Source organism: Pseudomonas sp. MLB6B, from assembly GCF_054508135.1.
Genome location: NZ_CP199313.1, coordinates 4,578,498 through 4,602,221 on the forward strand (window position 1 = coordinate 4,578,498; position 23,724 = coordinate 4,602,221).

At 62.6% G+C, this 23,724-nt stretch carries 28 protein-coding genes and 4 tRNA genes; 6 read left to right on the forward strand and 26 right to left on the reverse strand.

What is annotated here, in order from left to right:
• Positions 1-9: 9 nt before the first annotated feature.
• The 19 genes from ACSMEV_RS20310 to ACSMEV_RS20400 form a co-directional block, all read right to left on the reverse strand.
• A complete protein-coding gene (locus tag ACSMEV_RS20310; RefSeq protein ID WP_459206716.1) occupies positions 10-954 on the reverse strand; it encodes a hypothetical protein in 945 nt (314 codons plus the stop codon).
• Positions 955-957: 3 nt separating this feature from the next.
• The gene (locus tag ACSMEV_RS20315) at positions 958-1,557 is read right to left on the reverse strand and encodes a hypothetical protein (RefSeq protein WP_459206717.1); all 600 of its coding nucleotides are present in this window, start codon (positions 1,555-1,557) and stop codon (positions 958-960) included.
• The gene (locus ACSMEV_RS20320; protein WP_459206718.1) at positions 1,554-1,790 is read right to left on the reverse strand and encodes a hypothetical protein; all 237 of its coding nucleotides are present in this window, start codon (positions 1,788-1,790) and stop codon (positions 1,554-1,556) included. The genes ACSMEV_RS20315 and ACSMEV_RS20320 overlap by 4 nt, the downstream gene beginning before the upstream one ends.
• Positions 1,791-2,192: 402 nt before the next feature.
• Complete coding sequence (locus ACSMEV_RS20325) at positions 2,193-3,992, reverse strand: DUF927 domain-containing protein (RefSeq protein WP_459206719.1); 1,800 nt, start codon at positions 3,990-3,992, stop codon at positions 2,193-2,195.
• Positions 3,979-4,869, reverse strand: a complete 891-nt coding sequence (locus ACSMEV_RS20330) for a toprim domain-containing protein (RefSeq protein WP_459206720.1) — start codon at positions 4,867-4,869, stop codon at positions 3,979-3,981. The genes ACSMEV_RS20325 and ACSMEV_RS20330 overlap by 14 nt, the downstream gene beginning before the upstream one ends.
• A complete protein-coding gene (locus ACSMEV_RS20335; protein WP_459206721.1) occupies positions 4,866-5,093 on the reverse strand; it encodes a hypothetical protein in 228 nt (75 codons plus the stop codon). The genes ACSMEV_RS20330 and ACSMEV_RS20335 overlap by 4 nt, the downstream gene beginning before the upstream one ends.
• Positions 5,086-5,370, reverse strand: a complete 285-nt coding sequence (locus ACSMEV_RS20340) for a hypothetical protein (protein ID WP_459206722.1) — start codon at positions 5,368-5,370, stop codon at positions 5,086-5,088. Before ACSMEV_RS20340 ends, ACSMEV_RS20335 begins: the two co-directional genes overlap by 8 nt.
• A 2-nt stretch (positions 5,371-5,372) precedes the next feature.
• Positions 5,373-6,089 carry a hypothetical protein gene (locus ACSMEV_RS20345; protein WP_459206723.1) on the reverse strand — a complete coding sequence of 239 codons (717 nt, stop codon included), beginning with the start codon at positions 6,087-6,089 and terminating at the stop codon, positions 5,373-5,375.
• A complete protein-coding gene (locus tag ACSMEV_RS20350) occupies positions 6,086-6,301 on the reverse strand; it encodes a hypothetical protein (RefSeq protein WP_459206724.1) in 216 nt (71 codons plus the stop codon). The genes ACSMEV_RS20345 and ACSMEV_RS20350 overlap by 4 nt, the downstream gene beginning before the upstream one ends.
• Positions 6,298-6,597, reverse strand: a complete 300-nt coding sequence (locus ACSMEV_RS20355; RefSeq protein ID WP_459206725.1) for a hypothetical protein — start codon at positions 6,595-6,597, stop codon at positions 6,298-6,300. The genes ACSMEV_RS20350 and ACSMEV_RS20355 overlap by 4 nt, the downstream gene beginning before the upstream one ends.
• Positions 6,594-6,926, reverse strand: a complete 333-nt coding sequence (locus ACSMEV_RS20360) for a hypothetical protein (protein ID WP_459206726.1) — start codon at positions 6,924-6,926, stop codon at positions 6,594-6,596. The genes ACSMEV_RS20355 and ACSMEV_RS20360 overlap by 4 nt, the downstream gene beginning before the upstream one ends.
• Positions 6,923-7,072: a hypothetical protein gene (locus ACSMEV_RS20365; protein ID WP_401374849.1), complete on the reverse strand. Its 150-nt coding sequence runs from the start codon at positions 7,070-7,072 to the stop codon at positions 6,923-6,925. Before ACSMEV_RS20365 ends, ACSMEV_RS20360 begins: the two co-directional genes overlap by 4 nt.
• A complete protein-coding gene (locus ACSMEV_RS20370; protein WP_401374846.1) occupies positions 7,072-7,299 on the reverse strand; it encodes a hypothetical protein in 228 nt (75 codons plus the stop codon). The genes ACSMEV_RS20365 and ACSMEV_RS20370 overlap by 1 nt, the downstream gene beginning before the upstream one ends.
• 317 nt (positions 7,300-7,616) lie before the next feature.
• A complete protein-coding gene (locus tag ACSMEV_RS20375; protein WP_459206727.1) occupies positions 7,617-7,919 on the reverse strand; it encodes a helix-turn-helix domain-containing protein in 303 nt (100 codons plus the stop codon).
• The gene (locus tag ACSMEV_RS20380; protein WP_459206728.1) at positions 7,919-8,179 is read right to left on the reverse strand and encodes a helix-turn-helix transcriptional regulator; all 261 of its coding nucleotides are present in this window, start codon (positions 8,177-8,179) and stop codon (positions 7,919-7,921) included. Before ACSMEV_RS20380 ends, ACSMEV_RS20375 begins: the two co-directional genes overlap by 1 nt.
• Positions 8,180-8,283: 104 nt before the next feature.
• The gene (locus ACSMEV_RS20385) at positions 8,284-9,105 is read right to left on the reverse strand and encodes a hypothetical protein (protein ID WP_459206729.1); all 822 of its coding nucleotides are present in this window, start codon (positions 9,103-9,105) and stop codon (positions 8,284-8,286) included.
• A gap of 139 nt (positions 9,106-9,244) precedes the next feature.
• Complete coding sequence (locus ACSMEV_RS20390) at positions 9,245-10,558, reverse strand: tyrosine-type recombinase/integrase (protein ID WP_459206730.1); 1,314 nt, start codon at positions 10,556-10,558, stop codon at positions 9,245-9,247.
• 161 nt (positions 10,559-10,719) lie between these two features.
• A tRNA-Thr gene (locus tag ACSMEV_RS20395) sits at positions 10,720-10,795 on the reverse strand.
• A gap of 52 nt (positions 10,796-10,847) precedes the next feature.
• The gene (locus ACSMEV_RS20400; RefSeq protein ID WP_459206731.1) at positions 10,848-11,276 is read right to left on the reverse strand and encodes a pilin; all 429 of its coding nucleotides are present in this window, start codon (positions 11,274-11,276) and stop codon (positions 10,848-10,850) included.
• 222 nt (positions 11,277-11,498) lie between these two features.
• Between ACSMEV_RS20400 and ACSMEV_RS20405 the strand changes: the two genes are divergently transcribed.
• The 6 genes from ACSMEV_RS20405 to ACSMEV_RS20430 all read left to right on the forward strand — a co-directional run bounded on the left by ACSMEV_RS20405 (position 11,499) and on the right by ACSMEV_RS20430 (position 16,753).
• Complete coding sequence (locus tag ACSMEV_RS20405) at positions 11,499-12,704, forward strand: type II secretion system F family protein (protein ID WP_459206732.1); 1,206 nt, start codon at positions 11,499-11,501, stop codon at positions 12,702-12,704.
• Between the two features lies 1 nt (position 12,705).
• Positions 12,706-13,572, forward strand: a complete 867-nt coding sequence (locus ACSMEV_RS20410) for a prepilin peptidase (protein ID WP_459206733.1) — start codon at positions 12,706-12,708, stop codon at positions 13,570-13,572.
• Positions 13,572-14,195 carry a dephospho-CoA kinase gene (coaE, locus tag ACSMEV_RS20415; protein WP_459206734.1) on the forward strand — a complete coding sequence of 208 codons (624 nt, stop codon included), beginning with the start codon at positions 13,572-13,574 and terminating at the stop codon, positions 14,193-14,195. The genes ACSMEV_RS20410 and coaE overlap by 1 nt, the downstream gene beginning before the upstream one ends.
• Entirely contained in the window at positions 14,192-14,392 is a 201-nt protein-coding gene (yacG, locus tag ACSMEV_RS20420; protein WP_296262966.1) for a DNA gyrase inhibitor YacG, read from the forward strand. Before coaE ends, yacG begins: the two co-directional genes overlap by 4 nt.
• Before the next feature lie 84 nt (positions 14,393-14,476).
• Positions 14,477-15,106: a DUF1780 domain-containing protein gene (locus ACSMEV_RS20425; RefSeq protein ID WP_413046353.1), complete on the forward strand. Its 630-nt coding sequence runs from the start codon at positions 14,477-14,479 to the stop codon at positions 15,104-15,106.
• Positions 15,107-15,457: 351 nt separating this feature from the next.
• A complete protein-coding gene (locus ACSMEV_RS20430) occupies positions 15,458-16,753 on the forward strand; it encodes an NAD(P)/FAD-dependent oxidoreductase (protein ID WP_459206735.1) in 1,296 nt (431 codons plus the stop codon).
• 188 nt (positions 16,754-16,941) lie between these two features.
• Here the strand turns inward: ACSMEV_RS20430 and ACSMEV_RS20435 are convergent, their stop codons facing one another.
• The 7 genes from ACSMEV_RS20435 to rluD all read right to left on the reverse strand — a co-directional run bounded on the left by ACSMEV_RS20435 (position 16,942) and on the right by rluD (position 23,619).
• Complete coding sequence (locus tag ACSMEV_RS20435) at positions 16,942-18,153, reverse strand: MFS transporter (protein ID WP_459206736.1); 1,212 nt, start codon at positions 18,151-18,153, stop codon at positions 16,942-16,944.
• A gap of 456 nt (positions 18,154-18,609) precedes the next feature.
• A tRNA-Lys gene (locus ACSMEV_RS20440) sits at positions 18,610-18,685 on the reverse strand.
• A 6-nt stretch (positions 18,686-18,691) separates the two neighbouring features.
• Positions 18,692-18,768: transfer RNA gene (locus tag ACSMEV_RS20445), tRNA-Pro, on the reverse strand.
• Positions 18,769-18,772: 4 nt separating this feature from the next.
• A tRNA-Asn gene (locus tag ACSMEV_RS20450) sits at positions 18,773-18,848 on the reverse strand.
• 383 nt (positions 18,849-19,231) lie between these two features.
• On the reverse strand, positions 19,232-21,796 hold the full coding sequence (clpB, locus tag ACSMEV_RS20455) for an ATP-dependent chaperone ClpB (protein ID WP_296262958.1): 2,565 nt from the start codon (positions 21,794-21,796) through the stop codon (positions 19,232-19,234).
• Positions 21,797-21,919: 123 nt separating this feature from the next.
• Positions 21,920-22,660, reverse strand: coding sequence for a peptidoglycan editing factor PgeF (gene pgeF, locus ACSMEV_RS20460; RefSeq protein ID WP_459206737.1), 741 nt, complete (start codon positions 22,658-22,660; stop codon positions 21,920-21,922).
• Entirely contained in the window at positions 22,657-23,619 is a 963-nt protein-coding gene (gene rluD / locus ACSMEV_RS20465) for a 23S rRNA pseudouridine(1911/1915/1917) synthase RluD (protein ID WP_313738516.1), read from the reverse strand. The genes pgeF and rluD overlap by 4 nt, the downstream gene beginning before the upstream one ends.
• Between the last annotated feature and the right edge of the window lie 105 nt (positions 23,620-23,724).

A 23,724-nucleotide genomic window follows, 5' to 3' on the forward strand; every position in this document is an offset into this window, starting at 1 on the left:
TCAGGCCGGTCACCCGATCAGGTTGCAAACGATTGCCTCTGACTCGGCCATGTCGTCGCGCTGGCTGGCGATCAGGTAGCGGAATACGGCCAGGGCCTCGGACTTGTCGCGGGGCCGGATCTGCGTCAGCAAGCCGAACACGAACCAGTCACGCGCCGTCGCGTCAGGCGGCCCATCGCTGGCGTCTCGGTCTACGGCGTTGCGCAGCCGGTACAGGTGATCCCAGTAGTCCAGTTCGTACAGGCAATCAGCCAGGGTGTGGGGTAGCAGCTCAGGGTGGGCGTTGAACCGGGCAGCCACTTCGCTCTTGTCGAAGTCACCGAATTGGCCGGTAGCCTCTAGCCCGCGCAGCGCATCGATGCAGAACGATTCCGCCTTGGTGTCAGCGAGTAGGGCATCACCAAAGCGAGCGTTACCCTCCAGCCTCAGCCGGTGCCGCTCGATAGCCCGAGTGGCCAGCGCCTCCAGGTCAGCGAAGCCGAACGACGACATGGCGGCGAATGGGTGGCCGGGGTTGCTAGCCACCAGGTGAGCCGTATAGCGCTTCTCCAACACATCAAGCGGCGTTTTGATCTTCTTGGCGCCCTCCATGGCCCGGTCAATCAGCGCCGCCTGACCGGTGCCGATGATCGAACGCAGCCAGAGCACCGCATCCACTTCCTTGTCGCCAGTGACGACCTCCTGTGGCGGCAGCTCGGGTACGCTTGGAAGCGTCTCGGTGCTGGCGCTGATCGGCGGCAGGGCGAACAGGGCGCGGTGCCGCTCGTTGTCGCGGAATGCCCCGGACCGTGAAATCAGGGTCTTCACCGTTCCCAGCGGCAGACCGGTGATCTCGGCCACCTCACGCAGCGAGTGGCGGCGGCGTAGCTCCAGCACCTGCTGGCGCTGCTCGTCTGAAACCCGCTGTTTCGTCTTGGCGGGTGAATCCGCCTGTTTCATTGCTGGTGCGGCCATGGCTTAAACCACGCTTAGCTTGGGTGGCAGTTTCGGCCCGAGTGGCGCGCCAGGTGCGAACGGGTCAGGCAATACGCCATCCGGGCAATCCCTGATGAAGTCCGCCATGGCCGCGTGACAGGCGTTGAACAGCGGCGCGTCATTCCACTCCTGCGCCCGGCGCTCTGCGCTGTCCTCCAGCGCATGGGTGAACACAAGGTCTTCCAGATTGGTGACGCCCTCCCGCCTAGCCTTTTCGCGCTCCACCGTGTTCACGTTCAACAGGTCGCACAGGCGGTCGACCCCCAGGGTTTGAGCCAGCCTGTCATGATCGAACAGCAGTGACCGGCCAAACCCGGCCAGCGCCACCAGCGCCTTGGCTCGCTCTACGGATCGGTGGGTCTGCGCTTGCTCCTCCAGATCGACAATGGCCTGGCGGGTGAACGGCAGGAACGCTTTCAGCTTGCCCGCCTGGCGGCGCATGACGCGGCGCTCAGCGTGGATCGAATCCAAGTTGCGGCCGATGTTGCGGCAGATACGCCGGGTGGTGATGAGCTGCGTGCTGGCGCTGATACCGGGCTTTGAGGCGATATCGCACAGGCGCATGGTCGGGGTCATTGTCATGGGTGGGCCTCCATGGGCGTGTTGTCGTAGGTGGCGCGCAGCTCGGTACCGATCAGGCAGTGGCGACCAGCGGGCGCATAGCAGCCCCGGCAGGTCATCACATGGCTGATATACCGGTCGCGGGCCTGACGCCATTCAGCCGTGGCATTGGCGGCGTTGGCGTAAGGGCCTGATGGCAATCGGGCAGGCTCGACCAGCACCAGGCGCGGACGATCCGGGGCGCGTTTCGCCATTAGTGGTTTGCCTGCGCCAGCAACGTTCGGCGGCATGTGATTGAGCAGGTCGGATAGGAGGCTCACGGCGTCACCTCGCCCGAATTTCCATAAAGCCCAAATGTGTCTGTGAAAAAAAATCAGGGGAACGGGGGAATGCGGGGAACACCCAGTGTTTCCGGGGCCTCCAGCGGGGGTACGTGTTCCCCACCCGAAAAACGGGGGAACAGTGATAACCAAACATCAGGAAAGGCACAGGCGCTTATATTCAAAAACATGTTTGTGTTCCCCCTGTTCCCCAGAACTTCATGAAGGGGGAACGGCTACAGGCCGCGTATTTACTGGCCGTTCCCCCGTTCCCCCTGTTCCCCACGTTTTTAGGTTCCTGTGGATTCGGGCATTGGCGTTGGATGGTGATGACGGTCATAGGCCACCGCCTTCGCTATCCATGGCGTCGGGATCGATCACATACAGGCGGGCAGACCCACCAGCAGGCAGGCGGTATTTCTTGGTCCTGCGGCTGTCCCTATCGGTATCGTGCTTGGCGAGAGCGCCAGCGCCTTCCAGCGCCTTCACGACACGCGCCAGCCCGTGCCCATGAGCGGCCTCAGTCAGTGCGGACTTGTTGAACAGGTACAGGCGTTTGGCGCCCACCACCTCCCAGTACCCGGCGCGGTTGAACACCTTGGTGTCCGGCGTCTGGTCTTCTACGTCCGAAAACCGGCTACTGCCGTGCTTGTCGATGAAGTCGAGGATGCCGGCCAGGATTTGGCGGTCTTCGGCATTGCCACCGCCCACCCGGCTCAGCCACTCGCCGTACAGCAACTGGCAGTCGGCCAGAGCGGTGCCCGGCGTCCAGGGCAAAAGGTCGTAGGCAATGGCCATTTCGCCGGCCAGCGCGATCACCGCGAAGCGATCCGCCACCCGTCCGGCCTGGGCGTTGTCCTCGGTGAACTGGGCGCGGATACCGGCGAAGTCCTCCAGCAGGCCGGGGCGGTCATCGCTGGCCAGCAGCTTTTCCACGAAGGCCGGCCCGATGTGCCCATGGTTCGCTCCTACAGCCACCGTGAGCTGGCGGTGGAAGTCGGCGCCCTCGAGGCCGTGCAACTCATCGAAGGCGCGGTATGTGCGGGTACCGGCGTTCACGTCAACCATGCGCAGCTCAGCGCCAGCGTGGGCGGCATTGCCGCTGATGGCCGCGTGCTCGGAAAGAGAGCGCTCACCGCTGGACAGCGCCAGCAGGCGCCAGCTCAGTTTGCCGCGGGCCTCCCGGTCACGGGTCATGGTGCCCTTGCCCTGGCCGTTGGCGAGCGAGTAGGCCATTTCCTGTACGCGCTTGGGATCGGCCCGTTTGATCTCGTCCAGGGGCAGCATGGTGTCGTTACGACTGGACGCCTCGATCTCCAAGCCGCCCTTGGTCATGTCCCACGATGCGGCGAAGATGCCGGGGTCGCCCCATACGGATGAGCCGATCAGTTGCGCCAGCGACTTGCCGCTGGAGCTGTCGCCCACCAAGTGAACACCGCCACCCAACACACCCACTAGGCTCAGCAGCGGGCCAGCGAGGGCGCAGCCGATGGCCAAGGTCAGTACCGGGTTGCCCTCGCACTTGGCCGCCACCTCGGCCTTCCAGCCCTCCAGACTGCCGCGCACACTAAAAAGGTTTTGCCCCTTGGCGCTGGCCTGATAGCGCACCTTGTCGCTGCCGATGGTGCGCCCAGGCAGCACAAAGGCGCCTGACTCATGCCAGCCGGGGCGGCAGGTGGTGGCGAACACCTCTGCAGGCCGCTGCTCCAGCAGATACTCCATGAACTGGCCGCGCTTCTTCAGGGCGATGATGACGCCCATGCCGAACAGCGTCCGCCTGGCGTCCTCGCCACTCCCGCCGAACACCTCCATAGGAATGATCCAGTCCTTGGGGCCGCTGTCGGTGAGCAGCCGCAGATATCGACCTTCGCTGCCGTCATCGCTGTTGGTAGTACGGGCAGCGACGGTCACGGGCGTGGCGATCCACTCATCAGTGATCGGGCGGTCGCCCTTATCGTCGTCGCTGTCGTCTTCGCCGGCGCTGCGCTTGAAGCCGTGCCAGTACACGCCGGGCTTGAGCCTGCGGCCCTTCTCATTGGTCACCCAGTGCTCGTACACGCCCCAGCACGGGCGATCAGGCTCGACCTTGGGCGCTTCGGGGCGCAAGTTGATGACGTTGGTATCAGGCGGGCGCATGGCGGTACCTCCAGGCGGCGAGGTCGTTGAAGTCGGAAAGGGTGAGCGGTGCGTCGGCTGGCCACTCGGGGAAGGTCACCAAGCCACCACATGCGGCTGCGGCGTCATGAGCGGCTGTGCGCCCCGGGTTACCCTTGCCTTCGGCCTCGGTTTCGCGGTCGTCGTCGCCGGCGAGGATGATTTCAGTGCCGGGGTGGTCGGCTCGTAGCGCCAGCGCCACCGCTTTCAGGTTCCCGGCATTCATCGCGCAGGCGACCGTGTACCCGCTTGCGTGAAGCGTTGCGCCCGTGGCCCAGCCTTCACAGATGCACAGTGGCTTGTCCGGCGTGATGCGCCCCAGTGGCGAATAGGCGCCCTTGATCCGCCCGCCATACAGGAAGCGCTTGTCGCCGTTAGGGGCAATCCGTTGCAGGTTCACCAGCACACCACCGGCATACAGCGGGATCAGCAAGTCGTCGCCACGCTGGCGCAGGCCGTGGGCACGAATGCCCTTGGCAACCAGGTATGGGTGGGCCGGATCAGCACGGCGAGCATCACGCCACCAACGTTGAGCTTGGCCGGTCGCTTTGAACTGGCGCCGTTGCCGTTCGGCCTCCCGCTGGCGCCGGGCCTGCTCGATGCGCTGGCGCACCTGCTCGGCTTCGCGGGCGTCCACCGGCTCACGGCTACACCAGGTGCTGGTGCCGCCCGTCTTCCAGCTCCCAAATGCGCCCGAGGCGATGCCATCGGCAAATAGGCAGTACCAACCGTTGAGCGTGGCGGGCTTGTCGCCGGGTACGTGAAATCGGTGGATATCGCCATCGTCCAGGGGCAGCCAGTCGAGCGGCCCGTAGACCGATTGGAGCGCGTCACGGAAAAGGATCGTCGCGTCGGTCATGCGGCCCCCTGCGGTGGCGTGAAGCGCTTGGCGAGCCGCTCCAGTTGATTTGTCAGGCACTCCAGTTCCGGGCAGTGACAACCAGCGCCACTCTCTGCGATGCGCAGTTCCAGGAAGCCCACCAGGGTTTCAACTAGCAGCGCATAGCTGGCGCTGTCGATGTGGGAGCCAGCAGTCGGTGGACCACCGGCACCCTTGCGGCGAATAGGCGTGACCTTACTCATGGCTCACGCTCTCGGCGCCAGCGAAGGCCCGGCAGACCTGGCCATTGTTCACCGCGTGCCAGTAGGTCAGATCGTCCAGCGACTCGACGAGACAGGCCGTCACCACGGCCTCAGCACTTCGCAAAATTGCGCGGCCACACTCGGCGTCAGCCTGGCTGAGGAATGGCCCCATCAAGGCCCGTTCGGCCTTCGGATGGCTCACGTAAAACAGTTCGGTGGCTTTCTTCGGGCAAGCCGATCCCGTCAGCGCAGCGAGGCGCTGTTGAAAACTGGTCATGTTTAACTCCTCAGTCTGGAGTCGCGGCGATGAACGCGGCGGTGGTTTCGGGTGTGCTCAATCAACGCCGGCGAGACGTGCGGTCCGACGAATGCGACCAGCTCCTCGGTCTTCAGCATTGAAGTCGGTACAGAGGCATACTGGCCGGTCGGTAACGCCCTGGGCATCCTGCGCTTGCGAGGGAAGTGCCTTTGCAGCAGCGCGAGATCATTGGCCATGACCTCCTGCATACGCTTGCCCGTCTCGCTCAAAGGCAGCGGCTCGCCAGGGCGGACTTGCTCCCAGGCGTAGCGGTCTGCAAGCATCTCGTTCACGCGGTAAATCACTTTGTGGCACTGGTCGCTTGTCACCTGATCGGGTGCGAGGAGCAAATTCCAAAGCGAGAAGTTGTCGAGGTGATGGCCGATCTCGTGATGCAAGATGAACGGATAAATCTCGCGGTCATCCAGCGCCGACCAGTCGATTTCCGGGCGAGCAACGCTGCGGAAGCGGCCTGCGTTGATGCTGGTAGCCAGCTTGATAGCAACCCGCTCGTCACACTGGATTTGATCGCTCGAAGCGTCACGCACGATAGGTTGCGCCCAGCAGCTATATTCGCCCCAAATTCCGCCAAGCTTGGTGAAGGTGGTGATCGTCAAACCCAGGCCGCTCTCCTTGGCCAGTTTGGCGAAACCACGGTATTGCGTGCGTGTGATGCGCAGGGTGGTATCGGTCTTCACAGATCACCCCCTTGCTCAGCAACCATGTCGTCAAGCAGTTCGGCCCAGGCCATGGCGGTGTGCTGCGCCATCACGGCGGTGACACGGGCGGCGATGATGGGCATGGTGGGCGATGCAATAACACCTAGCGCCATACTTAGCAGCACCAGCACACCTTGCACGTCACGCAGATCGTCCTGGACAGTGCTCGGGGACTGAATAACGGGAGTCATACAAGACCTCCGTTAGCAGCAGGCTGGCCAACAACACGATGCGAGGCACCAAGGTGGCGATGGCGCCAGCAATAATTGCCACTGAACGACTGTATCTGCTCGAGGTGACGGGCAATATCGCAAGCCAGCTCATTGTGATACCCGCCCATCGCCGGGATCACCAGCGTCAGCAGGATCTTCTCCAGCCTCCTGTGCTCTTCGCGGGCGAAATTCATGTAGCACATCTCGCGGGCGTCCAACACCGCCTCAGACAGAACCTCACCGTCGATAGCCGCTACTGCCGGGAAATTAGTCATTGAGCACCTCCGGATTGGGCTGCGGCCTTGAAATGCTCAACTAGCGCAGCGCCTGGGCGCGGCTGGCGCTGGCATTTCTCCAGCGCGGCGGAAACTTCTTCCGATACGCGCAAGGCATGATCCAGGCCGGCCAATGAACCGCGGCAGCGACCTTGAATGCTGATTGATGCGGACGGGAAATCAGCGCCCACGATGGCCGCAATATCCGTAGCAATGCCGCAGCCGATCACCGGAGGAATGCGGAACATCGCTTGGCCAGGCATGGTGACCACAACCTGAGACTGAATGAAGCCCTGTACAGCCTCGACGGCCTGCTGGACGCAAGTCACAGGGCACCGCCTTGCGCTTCCAGAGCGCGGGCGATCTTGGCGTGATGGTTGTAGCGGGCGAGACGGACAGAAAGGGAAGAGTTTGCGCGAAGTGCGGCCAAAGCCAGGCGGCGGTGGGCGTATGCGCGAAGGCTGATGTTCTTCATCACTGGGCACCACCCTTCAGCCAGAAGCTACGGTAGACCTCATAGGTCGCATCATTGAGGCCAGGGACGAAGCGAGTCGCCAAGGTCTTCGCCACCTCCCCTTCAAGGGCGGCAGTGATGCGGGAAAGCTCTGATGGAGTGGAGTAGCGCGTAAGCGTCTTCAGCAGCTTTGAGCAGTAGGCGCGCTGATGCTCGCGGGATATTTCGGACGGATTGAGGGCGTGCATGGGTCGAGCTCCTAACGTTGAGGAGCTGCCACGAACCGTCGCCAAACGATTTGGGGTGGCAGCTGTACGCAGGTTGGCGAACCGGGACGTTAGGAACCCGGCAGACCCGAAGGTCTCCCGCACACAGCCGCCATAACACGGGACTGCGGGCACAAAAAAAGCGCCTGCAATCGTGATGGGGGCGCCTATGCGCCTAACGTGTGACGGGTCGCCAAACCCGGTCGCTGAATTGGCAGCGACGGGCGAACCATACCGAGCATCACGATTGCCTGCAACCAGAAATATCGACCGTTCATCGCGGTTCTTGAGCGCCGGCGTCATGCGGCCACCTTCTGCGCCGGGCCGGTGCTCAAATAGTAGGTAGCTACCTTCGGGTGCTCGCGGCCTTGATCATCCTTCAGCGTGCCCAAGTGGGTGGCGATATTGTGGCCCAGGCCCCGCAGTTCAGAGATGCGCGCACCAGGGCGTAGGATGTTCAGCAACGTGATGGCCTGGAAGGTATTGATCGAACCGTGCTGGCGCAGATACGCAAGAAGACGGGTGCGCTGCGCGCTGCCGCTGGTATCATGGACGTGCATATCTTTGGGGCTGGCCTGTTGGTCGGCCTTTCTTTTGCTCATTAGGCAGCCACCTCGCGCAATGCGATGCGCTGGCGTACCCAGGCCTGGATCTCCGACAAAACGAACCCTACGGGTGAGCCCCGCGACTTGCTGTTGCTCAGCGATACAGGCCGGGGAAAGGTCGGGTCATCCTTGAGGCGCTTGTAGACGGTGGCGCGGGCCAGACCGGTGATGGCCTCGACCTCGGGGAAGCGGATGATGGTGTTGGCAGGGTCGAACTGAGGCGCTGCGGAAGCTTCGAGTTGGCGGATGTTGTTCATACCTGTTTCCCGTTGTTGGCAATGACGGGAATCAGCGTGTCAGGTGATGGTCTGCCGGGCATTGCAACTGCAATTCCTAAAATTGCAATTACAATCTCTAAGGGCTATTCCCGGGTCGCAAGCTCTCTAGCTTCAGCTTTGCTGTGAGCCGCACTCTCAGCGTCTCTAGCGACTTTTTTTGCATCTGCCATGAGGTGTTTCAGTGTCGTCTCACTTGCCCCCGCCCACCCCTTAGCAGAAATCTCAGAGATGATGGTTTCTTGTGTGTGACGATTACGGGTGGTGGTGGTGATGTACTCAACCATTCCCGCGATGAGCAAGTAAGCAGATTTTTTTGGAGACCCTGTTGACTGCTGCTGGAAGAGCTCCCGCTCCCGAGCAAGCTCATCCCTCAGCTCTCCAAGCTGCTCATTTGCTTGATGCAAACTCAGCAGCGCCTGCTGCTTTTCAGCTCGAAACTGGCCAGCGACCCGCTGGTACTCTTCAATTTTACGTGCCTGAACCGCAAGCTCCTCAGCATTGATAAGGTCAGCTAGAGCCTGGACGTGCGGTGATTTGAAAACAGGGGCGAAGTCTTCGAACTGACCTGTAGTGAACCAGCGGATTTCTGCATGGTTAATCGAGCTGTCCAACTCAAAAATCATGACCTTACCCAAAAGCTGGAAAGTAACCTGAGTACCAAGCTTGCTTCTAAGCACCTCCGGATTTTCCACTAAGTGGTAACCAGAACCACTCACGTTCTTTAGCCAGCTCTCCTCGTCGTTCCCCGAGCAACCGCTACCAACATTCACATAGACAGGTATACGCCCAGCCTCACAGAAGCTCAGAACTATGTCCTCGGTGATATTGGCCTTGGTCAATGACCTAAGCCACTCAGCTGCCTGATCCGGTCGCAACCAAGGAAGAAGTCTGTAAACCTTATCCATGCCCATCCCTTTGGGTATCACGATCCAATACGTGAGCCCACAGATAACGCGGCAGGCTTCCAGATTTCGTCGAGTGCTGGTTACTTAACCAGTGATAGTACAGTCTATATCTGTCCACCAATGCAATGGAAGGCCCGCATCAGGCCCTCTTGATCGGCACCACATTGACATTCTGCTCGGCACGATGCGCGTAGTCGTATGGGGTAACGTGCTTCTCGCGGTTCGCATCGAGGTAGTCCGCCCACCACTGAACCATCAGCCGGCGCTCCTCAATGTATTCGGCCTTGTGGATGTACGCCGCTCGCACGCTGTTGCGCTCTTGGTGGCTCATCTGCCGCTCTACCGCGTCTTTGCTCCACAGTCCCGACTCGACCAGGGCTGAACAGGCCATAGCCCTGAAGCCATGCCCGCATACCTCGGTCTTGGTGTCGTACCCCATGCGCCGAAGCGCCTTGTTCACCGTGTTCTCGCTCATCGGCTTCCAGTGGTTGCTGTCACCCGCGAACACCAGGTCGAAGCGCCCGGTGAGCTGGCGCACCTGATCAAGCGTGGCCAGAGCCTGACGGCTCAGCAGCACCAAGTGGGGCGTGCTCATCTTGGAGCCGCGATGCGAGTTCTTCACACCCTCGATCTGCTGGCGCTCCCCGGGGATCTCCCACATGGAGCGCCCCGGGTCGATCTCTGGCCAGCGAGCAAACCGCAACTCACTGGAGCGGATAAAGACCAGCAGGGTGAGTTGGGTGGCCAGCCGGGTCAGAGGCCGGCCAGTGTCGCTGTCGATTCTTTGCAGCAGCTCAGGCAGCCGATCCAGCGCCAGCGCAGGCCGGTGAACGGTTTTACGTGTGGCGGTTGCGCCTTGTAGGTCGACTGCAGGGTTCGTGTCGATGTGCCCGTGCTGGACAGCCATGCGCATGATCCCGGTCATGTACTGCCGTAGCCGGCCGGCAGTATCCAGAACTTCGCGCTTTTCCACAGCCTTGAGCGGCGCCAGCAGGTCGCGGGTCTTCAGGCCGGCCACCGGCCGCTGGCCCAGGGCCGGGAGCAGGTAAGTTTCGATCCGCCGCCACACCGTCGCGGCATGACCTCGTGACCATTTCTTGGAACAGGCCTCATGCCAGTCCTTTGCCAGCACACCGAAGGTGTTGGCCCTCACATTCGCCGCTTCGACCTTCCCCTGCCTGGCGCTCTCGATCGGATCTTTGCCATGCGCCAACAACTCCAGCGCTTCGGCCCGGCGCTCACGAGCGGCTTTGAGCGTCAATGCGGGGTAGTTGCCGAAGGTGGCCAGCCCCTCCCTGCCATCCGGGCGCTTGAACTTCATGCGCCAGGTCTTGCTGCCGTTCTTCTTGACCAGCAGAAACAGGCCCTGGCCGTCGAACAGGGTGTAGTCCTTGTCCCGCGGCTTGGCTGCCTCGCATTTGGGGTCTGAGAGGGGCGTAACGGTGCGTGCCATAGGTATACGTTTTCTCGTCGAACCGGCGCATACCCTAGCGTATAACTAAATTCGGTATATACCTAGAGACAGAGCGAGACAGCTAGAAACAAGAAAGCCCGCACTTGGCGGGCTTTTCAGGGGGTTCCGTATGCAAGAAGATACGTAACGAAACAGCTGGATGGTGCCGGAGACAGGAATCGAACCTGCGACCTTCGCGTTACGAGTGCGCTGCTCTACCGACTGAGCTACACCGGCGTGTTGCGCAACGTACCACTGCCGCGAACGTTACGCAAACCTATGTTTCAACTCACGAATTCCCCGCCCCACCCGCTGCAGTGCACCCACTGGGCGCCAAATCCTCCTCTACCGTCGTAGCGCAGCTCCACCCCGCGCCCGTACGCGTCAACGTCAACGTTTTCCCAAGAATGCTCGCCGGCGCCTCGACCAGCGTGCACTCCAGGCTTCCCGTGCCCGCGGCCGCATCTCCCACCGCCGTGATCGCGCAATGCCCCGTTGCCGCTTGGCCGCCGAGCGCGGCGACATCGGCGACGTCCTTGCCCTCCACCAAGCGCAAGTCCATGGGCGTCTTTAACGCCGAGATTTCCAACAGCGCCGCGGCCGCCTTCGAGCGCGCCTGGTGGCTGGTGTAGCTGGGAATGGCGATGGTTGCCAGGATGCCGATGATCGCCACCACGATCATCAGCTCGATCAGGGTGATACCACGTTGTTGCTGCATGGCTAGCTCCTTGGTCAGTGCGTAGACCCGTGGCGTGAACATGGGGCCGGGAGGCCCGTATGGGTAACGGTTCGGCAACCTCTTGTCACGCTCGCGGGGACGGACTTCATGTCCGCTGCACTACTCTAGTGAGCCTCTCGCAACGCGCACGGCACAAGCTGTTGCGGGAGTTTTCTCGGGGGTTGGCCCCCGGCCCTTTCACGTGATGGAAAAGGATTTCCCATGACTCGATCTTTACCTCTGTTCGCCTGGGAAGGCGTCGATGCCCAAGGTGCGACCGTGAGCGGCCAGCAACCGGGGCGCAGTCCGGTGTTCGTGCGCGCTCGGCTGGAGGCGCAAGGCATTCGGGTGGCCAAGGTGCGGCCTGCCGGGCAACGGCGTTGGCGCTGGCCGCAAATGACCAAGGCGGACCCTGCGGGTTTCAGTCGGCAACTGGCGACCTTGCTCAGCGCCGGTATTCCCTTGTTGCAAAGCTTCGAGGTGATGGGCCGCGCCGGGGCGGACGCCAGCCTGGCGGCATTGCTAAAGCGTTTGCATCAGCAGGTGTCGGCGGGGCTGTCGCTGGCCGATGCCATGCAGCAGCACCCGGCGTGGTTCGATGCGCTGTATTGCAACCTGGTGCGGGTGGGCGAGCAGTCGGGCACCTTGGAGCGGCAGTTGGAACAGCTGGCGGGGGTGCTGGAAAGGCGGCAAGTGCTGCGGCGCAAGGTGCGCAAGGCAACCACCTACCCGGCGATTCTGTTGCTCACGGGCCTGGGGGTGGCGGCGTTGCTGCTGTTGGAGGTGGTGCCGCGCTTTCAGGGGCTGTTCGCCAGTTTCGACAAGGCGTTGCCGCCCTTCACGCAGTGGGTGATCGACTTGTCCGAGGGGTTGGCGCACTACGCAGTTGCTACGTTGGTTATCGCCGTGCTGTCTGGGCTGGCGCTGCGCTGGCTGTATCGCAGCCATGCACCAGCGCGGCAATGGATGCTCGAGCGGGTGCTGGCGCTGCCGGTGCTGGGCACGCTGTTGGGCGAGGCGGCGCTGGCGCGGTTCTGCCGTAGTTTGGGTACGGCCTATGGCGCCGGGGTCGCACTGCTGGATGCCTTGGAAAGCGTGGCCAAGGCCTGCGGCTACGAGCTGCACGAACAGGCGGTGCTGCGCTTGCGCCGGAGCATGGCCAATGGGTTGGGACTGAACCAGGCGATGGCGGCAGAACGGGTGTTTCCAGCCATGCTGGTGCAGATGATCGCCATTGGCGAGAGCAGCGGCACCTTGGACCTGATGTTGGACAACGCGGCCAGCCACTATGAAGCGCGGGTCGGGCAGTCGATGGACCAGTTGTCCACCTTGCTGGAGCCGGCGATCGTGCTGGTGCTCGGCGTGCTGGTCGGCGGGTTGGTGGTGGCGATGTACTTACCAATCTTCCAGCTGGGGAGCTTGTTCTGAGATGCAGGCCTGGACTTTGTTGATGGACGACCCCGGCCTGTTTCCTGTCTTCGCTGGGCTGATGGGGCTGCTGGTCGGTAGTTTCATCAACGTGGTGGCGCATCGGCTGCCGATCATGCTGCACCGCCGATGGCGTGGGGAGGCGCAGGCCATGCTGGAACTACCGATCGAGAAGCGGCGCCGCTTCAATCTGGCATGGCCCGGCTCGCACTGCCCCCGGTGCAACCACGCCCTGCGCGCCTGGGAAAACGTACCGGTTCTGAGCTACCTGATTTTACGGGGCCGTTGCTCGAGCTGCGCCAACGCCATCAACCCACGCTACCCGCTCGTGGAATTGCTAAGCGCCGTACTGTCAGCGCTGGTCGCTTGGCGCGTGGGACCAAGTATCCAATCCCTGACTCTACTGTTGGTCACCTGGGCGCTGTTGAGCCTTAGCCTGATCGACTGGGAGCACAAGCTGCTACCCGATGTCATCGTACTGCCGATGCTCTGGCTCGGCCTGCTGGTCAACACCTTCGAAATGCACGTCACGCCACAGAGCGCCCTATGGGGCGCCGCGGCCGGCTACCTCAGCCTATGGACATTGTTCTGGCTCTACAAACTCGCCACCGGCAAAGACGGCATGGGCTACGGCGACTTCAAGCTCCTGGCGCTATTGGGCGCCTGGGGCGGCGTGCACATACTGCCTCTCACCCTGCTGATGGCCTCGGTCGGCGCCGCGCTGGTCGGCCTTTATCTGATATGCCGAAGCCACGCCCGCCCAAGCCATGAAATGCCTTTCGGCCCCTGCCTGGCCACGGCGGGGTGGATCATGCTGCTGTGGAATGATGAAATACACACTTCCTACCTGCACATGATCGGCATCTGATGAGCACTGCGGCATTTTCCCCTTGGATTCTGGGCCTGACGGGCGGCATCGGCAGCGGCAAGAGCGCGGCCGCTGAGCGCTTCGTCGAGCTGGGCGTGCACCTGGTCGATGCGGACCAAGCAGCGCGTTGGGTGGTGGAGCCGGGCAGGCCTGCCTTGGCGAGCATCGTCGAGCGCTTCGGCCCAGGCGTGCTGCTGGACGACGGCCAGCTCAACCGCCCCGCCCTACGCGCACTGATCTTCGCCGACCCCGAGCAACGCCGCTGGCTCGAAGCCTTGCTGCACCCGCTGATCGGCCAGGAGATCTTCAGTTACCTGGCCAAGGCCGAGTCGCCCTATGCGGTGTACGTCTCGCCTTTGCTGATCGAATCAGGCCAGTACGCCAAGACCCAGCGCATTCTGGTAATCGATGCACCCCATGAGTTGCAGATGCAGCGCACCTTGCAGCGCGACGGTACCGACCCTGCGCAGGTGGAAGCGATCTTCAAGGCGCAGCTCAAACGCGAAGACCGTTTGCGACATGCCGACGACGTCGTGGTCAATGACCGGGACGTGCTCTGGCTGCGCGAGCAGGTCGACCGGCTGCACCACTTTTACCTGACTTTGAAAGGAGGCCAGCCATGAGCCAGCCACTGACCGTAGACTGCCCCACCTGTGGCGCCCCCGTGGAATGGAAGGCGGCCAACACCCATCGGCCGTTCTGTTCCGACCGCTGCAAACTGATCGACCTGGGCGCCTGGGCCGCCGAGGAGCACAAGATTCCTGCCGCGCCCGAGGCCGAAGACGAGCTCTATTCGGGCGACCTGGAGCCGCGCCACTGATCCAAAAGCGCCTTGCCGGAACGAGGCGCTTTTTTCACGCGCAAACAGCATCTTACCGTCATCGATAGCAGCTAAGCTCAGTGCATGGACGACTCAGACTACCTGCGCCTGCTCACTATCCAGGCCGAACAGGCCAATGCCTTTCTTTCCAATGCCCGCAAATGGGAGCGTGAGCGTTGGGTCTGCCAGCGCCTGCTGCAAGGCCTGAACATCGCCTACCGTAACGAAGACTTCACACCGGCCGGGCAGGAACCGCCCGATGTGCTGTTTCACGACGCCGCCTTCGAAGTGTTCTTCGTGCTCGACGAAGGCCGACGCCTGAACGACGAATGGCGCGAAGAGCTGCAACGCCGGCGCAGCGCCTTTTCCCTCGCTCAGTTGGTCCGCCGCGAAGCCCGGCCGCGACGCATCAGTGCCCAGGAACTGCTGGCGCGCCTGGCGCCAACTTTGCGCAAGAAAGCCCACAACTATGTCGAGCGCGGGCTGGACCTCGGCGAGCTGGACATCATCGCCTTCGCCAGCCTCAAGCGCGAAGTACTCGACCTCAACAGTCATTTCCCGCCGCCCACCGAGTACCTGCGCCAGGGCTGGCGTTCGCTGTCGCTGGTGGGGCCGACCTTCGCTCGCGTGCTGTTCGCCCATCCCAATGCGCCGGACTTTCTGCGTAGCAACCTGGGCCGCAGCATCGTCTTCGACGTGGGCATCAGCCTGTAAGCCAAGCCGGCCGTTGGACGCATTTCCACCGCATGGATGAAAAGGCTTATCATCGCCCCAATCGCCAGAACGCTGTGGCGTTTGCGCAGTCACATGCGTCTACCTGAGGCCCCTTCATGAGCCGCTGCCCGAATCGCCACGATCAGTGCCGCACCGATCCGTACCCGTCAGCCCCTGCAACGTGTCGAGCACTGGCTCCACAAGCGGGTGACTGCGGTCGATGCTCAGAGGTCGTTCAGCCGCCTGTGCCGGGAACTGGCGCTACGAGCCGCTTCGCGCTCGCCCTTCCCTCGCTCCGTGCTGACGCCGGCCCTTGCGGCCAAGAATTTTTCAACCTTAAGAGATGTCTCCATGACTCATCGTATCGTGATCGTCGGCGGCGGCGCCGGGGGCCTGGAACTGGCGACCCGCCTGGGTAATGGCCTGGGCAAGCGCAAGCAGGCCGAAGTGACCCTGGTCGACGCCAACCTGACCCACATCTGGAAGCCGCTGCTGCATGAGGTGGCCGCCGGCTCGCTTAACTCGTCGGACGACGAACTCAACTACGTCGCTCAGGCCAAGTGGAACCACTTCAATTTCCAGCTCGGCCGCATGAGTGGCCTGGATCGCCAGAGCAAGATGATCCAGCTCGCCGCCACCCTGGACGAAGAAGGCCGCGAATTGCTGCCAGCACGTACCCTGGGCTACGACACCCTGGTAATCGCCGTCGGCAGCAACACCAATGACTTCGGCACCCTGGGCGCTGCGCAGCACTGCCTGTTCCTCGACACCCGTAAGCAGGCCGAGCGTTTCCATCAGCAACTGCTCAACCACTACCTGCGCGCCCATGCCGGCGATGTGGCCAGCGAAAAGATCAGCGTGGCCATCGTCGGCGCAGGCGCCACGGGCGTGGAGCTGGCGGCCGAGCTGCACCATGCCGCCCATGAACTGGCGGCCTACGGCCTGGACAGCATCAAGCCGCAAGACATGCACATCACCTTGATCGAGGCCGGCCCGCGCGTGCTGCCGGCGTTGCCCGAGCGCATCAGCGAGCCGGTACACCGCACGCTGGGAAAACTCGGCGTCACGGTGATGACCGGTGCGTCGGTCAGCGAAGTGACGGCCGACAGCCTCAAGACCAGCAGTGGCGAGGTCATTCAGGCGAGCTTGAAAGTGTGGGCGGCGGGTATCCGTGCGCCGGCGTTCCTCAAGGATATCGACGGACTGGAGAGCAACCGCATCAACCAGTTGGTGGTGCGCCCTACCCTGCAGACCACCTTGGACGACGACATCTTCGCCTTTGGCGACTGCGCGGCCTGCCCGCAGCCGGACAGCGACCGCACCGTGCCGCCACGTGCGCAGGCGGCGCACCAGCAGGCGTCGATGCTGGTCAAGAGCCTGACCGCGCGACTGGAGAACAAGCCGCTACCAACCTACGCGTACAAGGACTACGGCTCGCTGGTGTCGCTGTCGCGCTTCACAGCGGTGGGCAACCTGATGGGTAACCTGATGGGCAGCGTGAAGCTGGAGGGCTGGCTGGCGCGGATGTTCTACGTGTCGCTGTACCGCATGCACCAGGTAGCGCTGTACGGGTTTTTCCGCACGGCGTTGATGATGCTGGGCAGCAAGATCGGCCGAGGTACCGAGCCACGGCTCAAGCTGCACTGATGTCTGTGCCCGCGCGGCCTGGCCTAGGGCCGCGCGGGTTTGGCGAGTTTCGACGCCACCTTGCCTCAACTGGTCGTCGCCTAGCTATTCAGTGCAGGCGACGCATGACCAAAGCCTCCTCCGCGACTCGTCGCTCACACAGCTAAACCAGGCGCCCGAACTTGAGCCACCTGGATCCCGCGCCACCCTCAGCACTCGCTGATCTGGGCCCTATCGGCCGCCCGCCGACTGCGCAACAGCAACAGCAGGCACCATCCGGCCGTCACCAGTAGCACCAGGCTGGTCGCACCGAACACGAAACGCAGACCCAACGAGCCGGCCGCAAACCCGCCGAGCACAGGCCCGACGACTTGTCCCAGGTACTGTGCCGAGGTCGCATAGCCCAGCATCTTGCCGACCTTGTTTGCCCCGACGTTCTGCCGGATCACCGCCAACACGCAGGGAATCAACCCGCCCAAGGCCAACCCCATCGCCAGACGCAGCACGATAAGCTGCCAGACCTCGGTGACCAGCGCCTGCGGAATCAGCAGCAAGCCGGCGACGCCCAAGCACGCCACCACCACTCTCAAGGCGCCGACTCGGTCGGCCAGTTTGCCCAGGCGTGGCGCCGAGAGAATGCTGCCCAACGCCGAAGCCGCCATGCACAGGCCTGCCAGCCAAGTCACTGACTGTGTGTCGACGCCGAGGGTGCGCACGTACAGCGTGACGATCGGTTCGATCGACATGTTGGCCATCATCAGGATCATCGCCACCAGCAGCATGCTCAGCACGACGGACATGTCGGGCCGCACCACGGTTTCACTGGCGGCCTTGGCCTTGCTGCTTTTCGTCACACCCTTGGGCGAGGTGATGAACAGGCAGGTGGCCAGGAAGTTGAAGAAGATCAGACCGCTGGCGCCCAGGAAGATGGTGCGGATGTCCATGACCGTGGGCAGTACACCGCCGAGCAGCGGGCCGACCAATCCTCCCGCCATGATGCCCGACGACAGCATGCCCAGCGCCCAGCCGGAGCGCTCATTCGGTGTCTGCGCCGCGACCAGGACATAGGAACCGGAGGTGTAGCCACCGGCGAGGCCGACCAGCAGACGCAGCGCCACCAGTTGTTCGACGTTTTGCGCCATCCCGATCAGCCCCATGCTGACCACCATGCCGAAACTGGCCCGGATCAGGTTCTGGCGACTGCCGTAGCGGTCGGCCAAGTGGCCCCACAAGGGTGCGACCAAGGCGGCGCTGAGGAAGGTGGCGGCGTAGGCGATGCCGGACCAGCGGGCGACTTCGGCATCGCCTGTGGCGCCTAGATGTTCCACATAAAGGGGTAGGAACGGCAGCAGCACGGTCATGGCGATGATGTTGACGAACGATCCGAAGAAACAGATTGCCAGGTTCCGCTGCCACTGCATTGCCTTCGCTCCTGCGATAGGGATGGGGAGTGTGCTCGAGTGGGCGTGTGCGTCGTGGCACACGTTGCCGTGTTCGTTTGCGCGAGTGCTACTGCATTCAAACACAACGGGTTGGTTGGCAACATCCCGTTACTTCTGAGTAGAGCAGTTCGGTTCAATGCTGAATGGTCGAAGACACAGAGGCGGTCGGCGCCTTGGTTCATCTGCGATAGCTGGCAAGGCCGATCTAATCCGGCAGGCTTCGCGGCGCCTGTATCGGGGCTGCTTTGCAGCCCATCGCGGCTGAAGCCGCTCCTACAGGTCATAGCTGACCGGCACCGGGGATTGGTCTCATGCCTGGACAGGGGTGAGTGAGCTTGGTTTTTCGAGCGCACACGAAAAAGCCCGCCGTTAAGGCGGGCTTCTTCACATTTTCGGCTAACAAGCGACTTACACATCGCTTCGTCATCTTGAAAATGGTGGGTCGTGTAGGATTCGAACCTACGACCAATTGGTTAAAAGCCAACTGCTCTACCAACTGAGCTAACGACCCTAAAAATGGTCGGGGTGAGGGGATTCGAACTCCTGACATCCTGCTCCCAAAGCAGGCGCGCTACCGGACTGCGCTACACCCCGAGATTGGCTCCGCGACCTGGACTCGAACCAGGGACCCAATGATTAACAGTCATTTGCTCTACCGACTGAGCTATCGCGGAACTGAACTTCGGTAAATCTACTACCTTTACTACTTCGAAGCTTGTTTCATCTTCGATCTCTTTGGCTATCCGCTTTCGCGTTATCGCTGCTGAGGCCGGCTATTCTACATTCTTCGTTTTGCTTGTCAACCACTTTTTTTCGTTCAACTTACTGATTTCTAAGTAAGTTTTGCGAGCCCCGATGCTGCTGGTGATTCGCTTAGTGCCTGACAACGCGGCGTATATTAGGGGCACTCGAAATCGGATGCAAGCAAAAAAATCACATTTTTCAGCAAGTTATCCAAAAACCCTGGGAAGCCTCGATTTTACGGGGCTGATACCCGCTGCATGCCAGGCTCAGACAAAAAGAACCCCGCCTGAGCGGGGTTCGGGAGCGACGGTTTTTACTCGAAGACGATCTCGTCCGCCTCCACTTTGCCGGTAATCGCCGTGCCCGGCATGAAGGTGCCCGACAAGATCAGCTGCGCCAGCGGGTTTTCGATCCAGCGTTGGATCGCCCGTTTCAGCGGTCGCGCGCCATATACCGGGTCGTAGCCGACGGCGATCAGCTTGTCGATGGCCTCGGGTTGCAGGTTCAACGTCAGCTCGCGCTCTGCGAGGCGGCTGCGCAGACGGCCCAACTGGATCTCGGTGATACCGGCGATCTGCTCGCGGCCGAGCGGCTCGAACACCACCACTTCGTCGATCCGGTTGATGAACTCCGGACGGAAGTGCGAGCTCACCGCATCCATGACCGCCGCACGCTGTGCATCGCGGTCGCCGACCAGTTCCTGGATCTGCGCCGAGCCCAGGTTGGAGGTCATCACGATCACCGTGTTGCGGAAGTCCACCGTGCGCCCGTGGCTGTCGGTCAGGCGACCGTCTTCGAGCACTTGCAGCAGGACGTTGAACACGTCGGGGTGGGCTTTTTCCACCTCGTCGAGCAGCACGACCGAATAGGGCTTGCGCCGCACCGCCTCAGTCAGGTAACCGCCCTCTTCATAGCCGACATAACCTGGCGGTGCACCGATCAGCCGTGCCACGGAATGCTTCTCCATGAACTCTGACATGTCGATGCGCACCATGGCCTCTTCGGTATCGAAGAGGAATTCGGCCAAGGCCTTGCACAGCTCGGTCTTGCCGACCCCGGTCGGGCCGAGAAACATGAACGAACCGCTAGGCCGGTTCGGGTCGGACAACCCGGCGCGCGAACGGCGCACGGCGTTGGCCACGGCGATCACCGCCTCTTCCTGACCGATCACGCGCTGGTGCAGCAGCCCTTCCATCTTCAGCAGCTTGTCGCGCTCGCCTTCGAGCATCTTCGAGACCGGAATGCCGGTCCATTTCGACACCACTTCGGCGATTTCTTCCTCGGTCACCTTGTTGCGCAGCAACTGGTTCTCGGTCTTGCCATGCTGGTCGACCATTTGCAGGCTGCGCTCCAGGTCCGGGATGACCCCGTATTGCAGCTCGGCCATGCGGCTCAGGTCGCCCTTGCGCCGTGCGGCTTCCAGTTCCTGGCGGGCTTGCTCGATCTTTTGCTGGATCTGCGCCGAGCCTTGTACCTCGGCTTTCTCCGAGGCCCAGATTTCTTCCAGGTCGGAATACTCGCGCTCCAACCGCTCGATTTCCTCGGTGAGCTTCTCCAAGCGCTTCTTCGCCGGCTCGTCCTGCTCTTTCTTCAGCGCCTGGGACTCCACCTTCAACTGGATCAGGCGGCGATCGAGACGGTCGAGCACCTCGGGCTTGGAGTCGATCTCCATGCGGATGCGGCTGGCGGCCTCGTCGATCAGGTCGATGGCCTTGTCCGGCAACTGGCGGTCGGTGATGTAGCGGTGGCTGAGCTTGGCCGCGGCGATGATCGCGCCATCGGTGATGGCGACCTTGTGGTGCACTTCATAGCGCTCCTTCAGGCCGCGCAGGATGGCGATGGTATCTTCCTCGCTCGGCTCCTCGACCAGCACCTTCTGGAAGCGGCGCTCCAAGGCGGCGTCTTTCTCGATGAACTGGCGATACTCGTTCAAGGTAGTAGCACCGACGCAGTGCAGCTCGCCGCGCGCCAGGGCCGGCTTGAGCATGTTGCCGGCATCCATCGCACCCTCGCCTTTGCCGGCGCCGACCATGGTGTGCAGCTCGTCGATGAACAGGATGATCTGCCCTTCCTGTTTGGACAGCTCGTTGAGCAGGCCCTTCAGGCGCTCTTCGAATTCGCCGCGGTACTTGGCGCCAGCGATCAGCGCGCCCATGTCCAACGCCAGCAGGCGCTTGCCCTTGAGGCCATCGGGCACTTCGCCATTGATGATGCGCTGGGCCAGGCCCTCGGCGATGGCGGTCTTGCCCACGCCCGGTTCGCCGATCAGCACCGGGTTGTTCTTGGTGCGGCGTTGCAAGACCTGCACGGTGCGGCGGATCTCGTCGTCACGACCAATTACTGGGTCCAGCTTGCCTTCTTCGGCGCGCTTGGTCAGGTCGACGGTGTACTTGTCCAGGGCCTGGCGCGACTCTTCGGCGTTGGCGTCGTTGACGGCCGCGCCGCCGCGCAGGTTGTTGATGGCGTTCTCCAGGGCTTTCTTGCTCACGCCTTGGCTGAGCAGCAGTTTGCCCAGTTTGCTGTTCTCGTCCATGCCTGCCAGCAGCACCAGCTCGCTGGAAATGAACTGGTCGCCGCGCTGCTGCGCCAGACGGTCGGCCTGGTTGAGCAGACGTGCGAGATCCTGCGACATGTTGACGTCGCCAGTGGGGTTCTGGATCTTCGGCAGTTGGTCGAGGGCACCGACCAAGGCCTGTCGCAGGGCATTGACGTCGAAGCCGACCTGCATCAGCAGCGGCTTGATCGAACCGCCCTGCTGGTCGATCAGGGCCTGCAATAGATGAAGCGGCTCGATGGCAGGGTGATCCATGCCAACAGCCAGGGATTGGGCATCGGATAACGCCAGTTGTAATTTGCTGGTCAAACGGTCTATGCGCATGGGAGTACCTTCCTAATAAGGGCAGGCCGGAGCGATGGACACACCTGATGAAGAAACCTGCCAGAGATAACCAATAGATGAGGTTGATTCTGGAAGATTCAAGCGCAGTGGGGTTGATGCAGATCAGCGCGGCTTGAGCCAGACCAATGAGGCGAAGCGCCCGCCTTGGGGCGTACGGCGGTAGGAATAGAAGCGTGGGTCGGAGACAGTACACAGGCCGCCGCCATACACGGCAGTGACGCCGCGGGCGGCGAGACGGATACGCGCCAGGGCGTAGATGTCGGCCAGCAGCTTGCCAGGCTGTGCGCCAGGCACGAACGCTGTGTGCGCTTCGGGATGCTGACGGGTGAAGGCCTCGCGCACTTCCAGCCCGACTTCGAACGCCTGTGGGCCGATGGCCGGGCCGAGCCAGACCAGCACTTGGTCGGGCGCGATCGCCAAGGTGTCGAGCGTGGCCTCCAGCACACCCGCCGCCAACCCGCGCCAGCCGGCATGGGCCGCCGCCACGCGGCTGCCGGCGCGGTCGCAGAACAGCACGGGCAGGCAGTCGGCGGTCATGGCGGCGCAGGCAATGCCGGGAGTGGAAGTCCAGCAGGCGTCGGCCTGGCACACCCGCTCGGGATCGGCGTGCGCCACGTCTACCCCATGCACCTGTTTGAGCCAGGCCGGACGCACCTGCAAGGTGCTGCTCAAGCGCTGGCGGTTCTCGGCCACCGCCTGCGGCGCATCGCCGACATGGTCGCCGAGGTTGAAGGTGTCATAAGGCGGAAGGCTGACGCCGCCCGCACGCGTAGTGACGCAGGCGCCGACGTTGGCCGGCGCGGGCCAGTCGGGAAACAACAGCGCCTGCGCCAGGGGCGTCATCCGATGAAGTCGCTACGGTCTTGCTTGAGCAGCGACAGCAACCAGACGAAATCGTCGGGCAACGGCGACTCCCAGCCGATGGTCTCGCCCGTGGCCGGGTGCACCAGCTTGAGGAAGCGGGCATGCAGCGCCTGGCGCGGGAAAGTCTTGAGCGCATCGACCAGGGTCGGGCTGGCGGCCGGCGGGATACGGAAGCGACCGCCGTAGGTCTGGTCACCGATCAACGGGAAGTTGACGTGGGCCATGTGCACACGGATCTGGTGGGTACGCCCGGTTTCCAGCTTGACCCGCACGTGGGTGTGCAGGCGGAACCGCTCCAGCACACGGTAATGGCTGATGGCCGGCTTGCCGCCTTCGGTGATCGCCATGCGCTGGCGCTGGCCACCGTGGCGGCCGATGGGCGCGTCGATCTTGCCGCCTGCGGTGACCACGCCGAGCACGATGCATTCATATACGCGGCTGACGCTGCGGCGCTGCAACTGGTCGACCAGGTTGGTCTGTGCCTGCAAGGTCTTGGCGACCACCATCAGACCGGTGGTGTCTTTGTCCAGGCGATGCACGATACCGGCGCGCGGCACGTTGATGATGTCCGGCACATGGTGCAACAAGGCGTTGAGCAAGGTGCCGTCGGCATGCCCGGCGGCCGGGTGTACCACGAGCCCTGCCGGCTTGTTGATGACCAGGATGTGCTCGTCCTCGTAGACGATGTCCAGTGCGATGTCCTGGGGCTCCCATTCGCCCTGGGCCTCGTGCTCGGCTTCGAGTACCAGGACCGAACCGCCATGGACGGTATCGCGCGGGCGCAGCACCGCACCGTCGACCGTCAGACGGCCGTCCTTGATCCACGACGAGAGGCGCGAACGCGAGTACTCGTCGAACAAATGGGCGGCGACCTGGTCGAGGCGTTGACCGCCCAGTTCGGACGGGACTTCTGCACTAAGTTGGATGATCTCGGACATGCTCGATTCAGCGGGCGTACAGCCTTTGGTTTCGGCTGCGTGCTTGTGGTTAAATACGGCTTCTTTTGCCCCGGGTCTTTCCGGGGGCGCTCATCATAACAGGAC

Bases quoted from the DNA above. Each gene is read 5' to 3' on its own strand.
- ACSMEV_RS20410 (WP_459206733.1), top strand. From the start codon at position 12,706: ATGCAGGCCTGGACTTTGTTGATGGACGACCCCGGCCTGTTTCCTGTC.
- ACSMEV_RS20405 (WP_459206732.1), top strand. From the start codon at position 11,499: ATGACTCGATCTTTACCTCTGTTCGCCTGGGAAGGCGTCGATGCCCAA.
- ACSMEV_RS20425 (WP_413046353.1), top strand. From the start codon at position 14,477: ATGGACGACTCAGACTACCTGCGCCTGCTCACTATCCAGGCCGAACAG.
- rluD (WP_313738516.1), bottom strand. From the start codon at position 23,619: ATGTCCGAGATCATCCAACTTAGTGCAGAAGTCCCGTCCGAACTGGGC.
- ACSMEV_RS20385 (WP_459206729.1), bottom strand. From the start codon at position 9,105: ATGGATAAGGTTTACAGACTTCTTCCTTGGTTGCGACCGGATCAGGCA.
- yacG (WP_296262966.1), top strand. From the start codon at position 14,192: ATGAGCCAGCCACTGACCGTAGACTGCCCCACCTGTGGCGCCCCCGTG.
- ACSMEV_RS20315 (WP_459206717.1), bottom strand. From the start codon at position 1,557: ATGACAATGACCCCGACCATGCGCCTGTGCGATATCGCCTCAAAGCCC.
- ACSMEV_RS20375 (WP_459206727.1), bottom strand. From the start codon at position 7,919: ATGAGCAAAAGAAAGGCCGACCAACAGGCCAGCCCCAAAGATATGCAC.
- ACSMEV_RS20350 (WP_459206724.1), bottom strand. From the start codon at position 6,301: ATGACTCCCGTTATTCAGTCCCCGAGCACTGTCCAGGACGATCTGCGT.
- ACSMEV_RS20435 (WP_459206736.1), bottom strand. From the start codon at position 18,153: ATGCAGTGGCAGCGGAACCTGGCAATCTGTTTCTTCGGATCGTTCGTC.
- ACSMEV_RS20430 (WP_459206735.1), top strand. From the start codon at position 15,458: ATGACTCATCGTATCGTGATCGTCGGCGGCGGCGCCGGGGGCCTGGAA.
- ACSMEV_RS20370 (WP_401374846.1), bottom strand. From the start codon at position 7,299: ATGCACGCCCTCAATCCGTCCGAAATATCCCGCGAGCATCAGCGCGCC.
- clpB (WP_296262958.1), bottom strand. From the start codon at position 21,796: ATGCGCATAGACCGTTTGACCAGCAAATTACAACTGGCGTTATCCGAT.
- coaE (WP_459206734.1), top strand. From the start codon at position 13,572: ATGAGCACTGCGGCATTTTCCCCTTGGATTCTGGGCCTGACGGGCGGC.
- ACSMEV_RS20340 (WP_459206722.1), bottom strand. From the start codon at position 5,370: ATGACCAGTTTTCAACAGCGCCTCGCTGCGCTGACGGGATCGGCTTGC.
- ACSMEV_RS20355 (WP_459206725.1), bottom strand. From the start codon at position 6,597: ATGACTAATTTCCCGGCAGTAGCGGCTATCGACGGTGAGGTTCTGTCT.
- ACSMEV_RS20335 (WP_459206721.1), bottom strand. From the start codon at position 5,093: ATGAGTAAGGTCACGCCTATTCGCCGCAAGGGTGCCGGTGGTCCACCG.
- ACSMEV_RS20320 (WP_459206718.1), bottom strand. From the start codon at position 1,790: ATGGCGAAACGCGCCCCGGATCGTCCGCGCCTGGTGCTGGTCGAGCCT.
- ACSMEV_RS20310 (WP_459206716.1), bottom strand. From the start codon at position 954: ATGGCCGCACCAGCAATGAAACAGGCGGATTCACCCGCCAAGACGAAA.
- ACSMEV_RS20380 (WP_459206728.1), bottom strand. From the start codon at position 8,179: ATGAACAACATCCGCCAACTCGAAGCTTCCGCAGCGCCTCAGTTCGAC.
- ACSMEV_RS20390 (WP_459206730.1), bottom strand. From the start codon at position 10,558: ATGGCACGCACCGTTACGCCCCTCTCAGACCCCAAATGCGAGGCAGCC.
- ACSMEV_RS20325 (WP_459206719.1), bottom strand. From the start codon at position 3,992: ATGCGCCCGCCTGATACCAACGTCATCAACTTGCGCCCCGAAGCGCCC.
- ACSMEV_RS20400 (WP_459206731.1), bottom strand. From the start codon at position 11,276: ATGCAGCAACAACGTGGTATCACCCTGATCGAGCTGATGATCGTGGTG.
- ACSMEV_RS20330 (WP_459206720.1), bottom strand. From the start codon at position 4,869: ATGACCGACGCGACGATCCTTTTCCGTGACGCGCTCCAATCGGTCTAC.
- pgeF (WP_459206737.1), bottom strand. From the start codon at position 22,660: ATGACGCCCCTGGCGCAGGCGCTGTTGTTTCCCGACTGGCCCGCGCCG.
- ACSMEV_RS20365 (WP_401374849.1), bottom strand. From the start codon at position 7,072: ATGAAGAACATCAGCCTTCGCGCATACGCCCACCGCCGCCTGGCTTTG.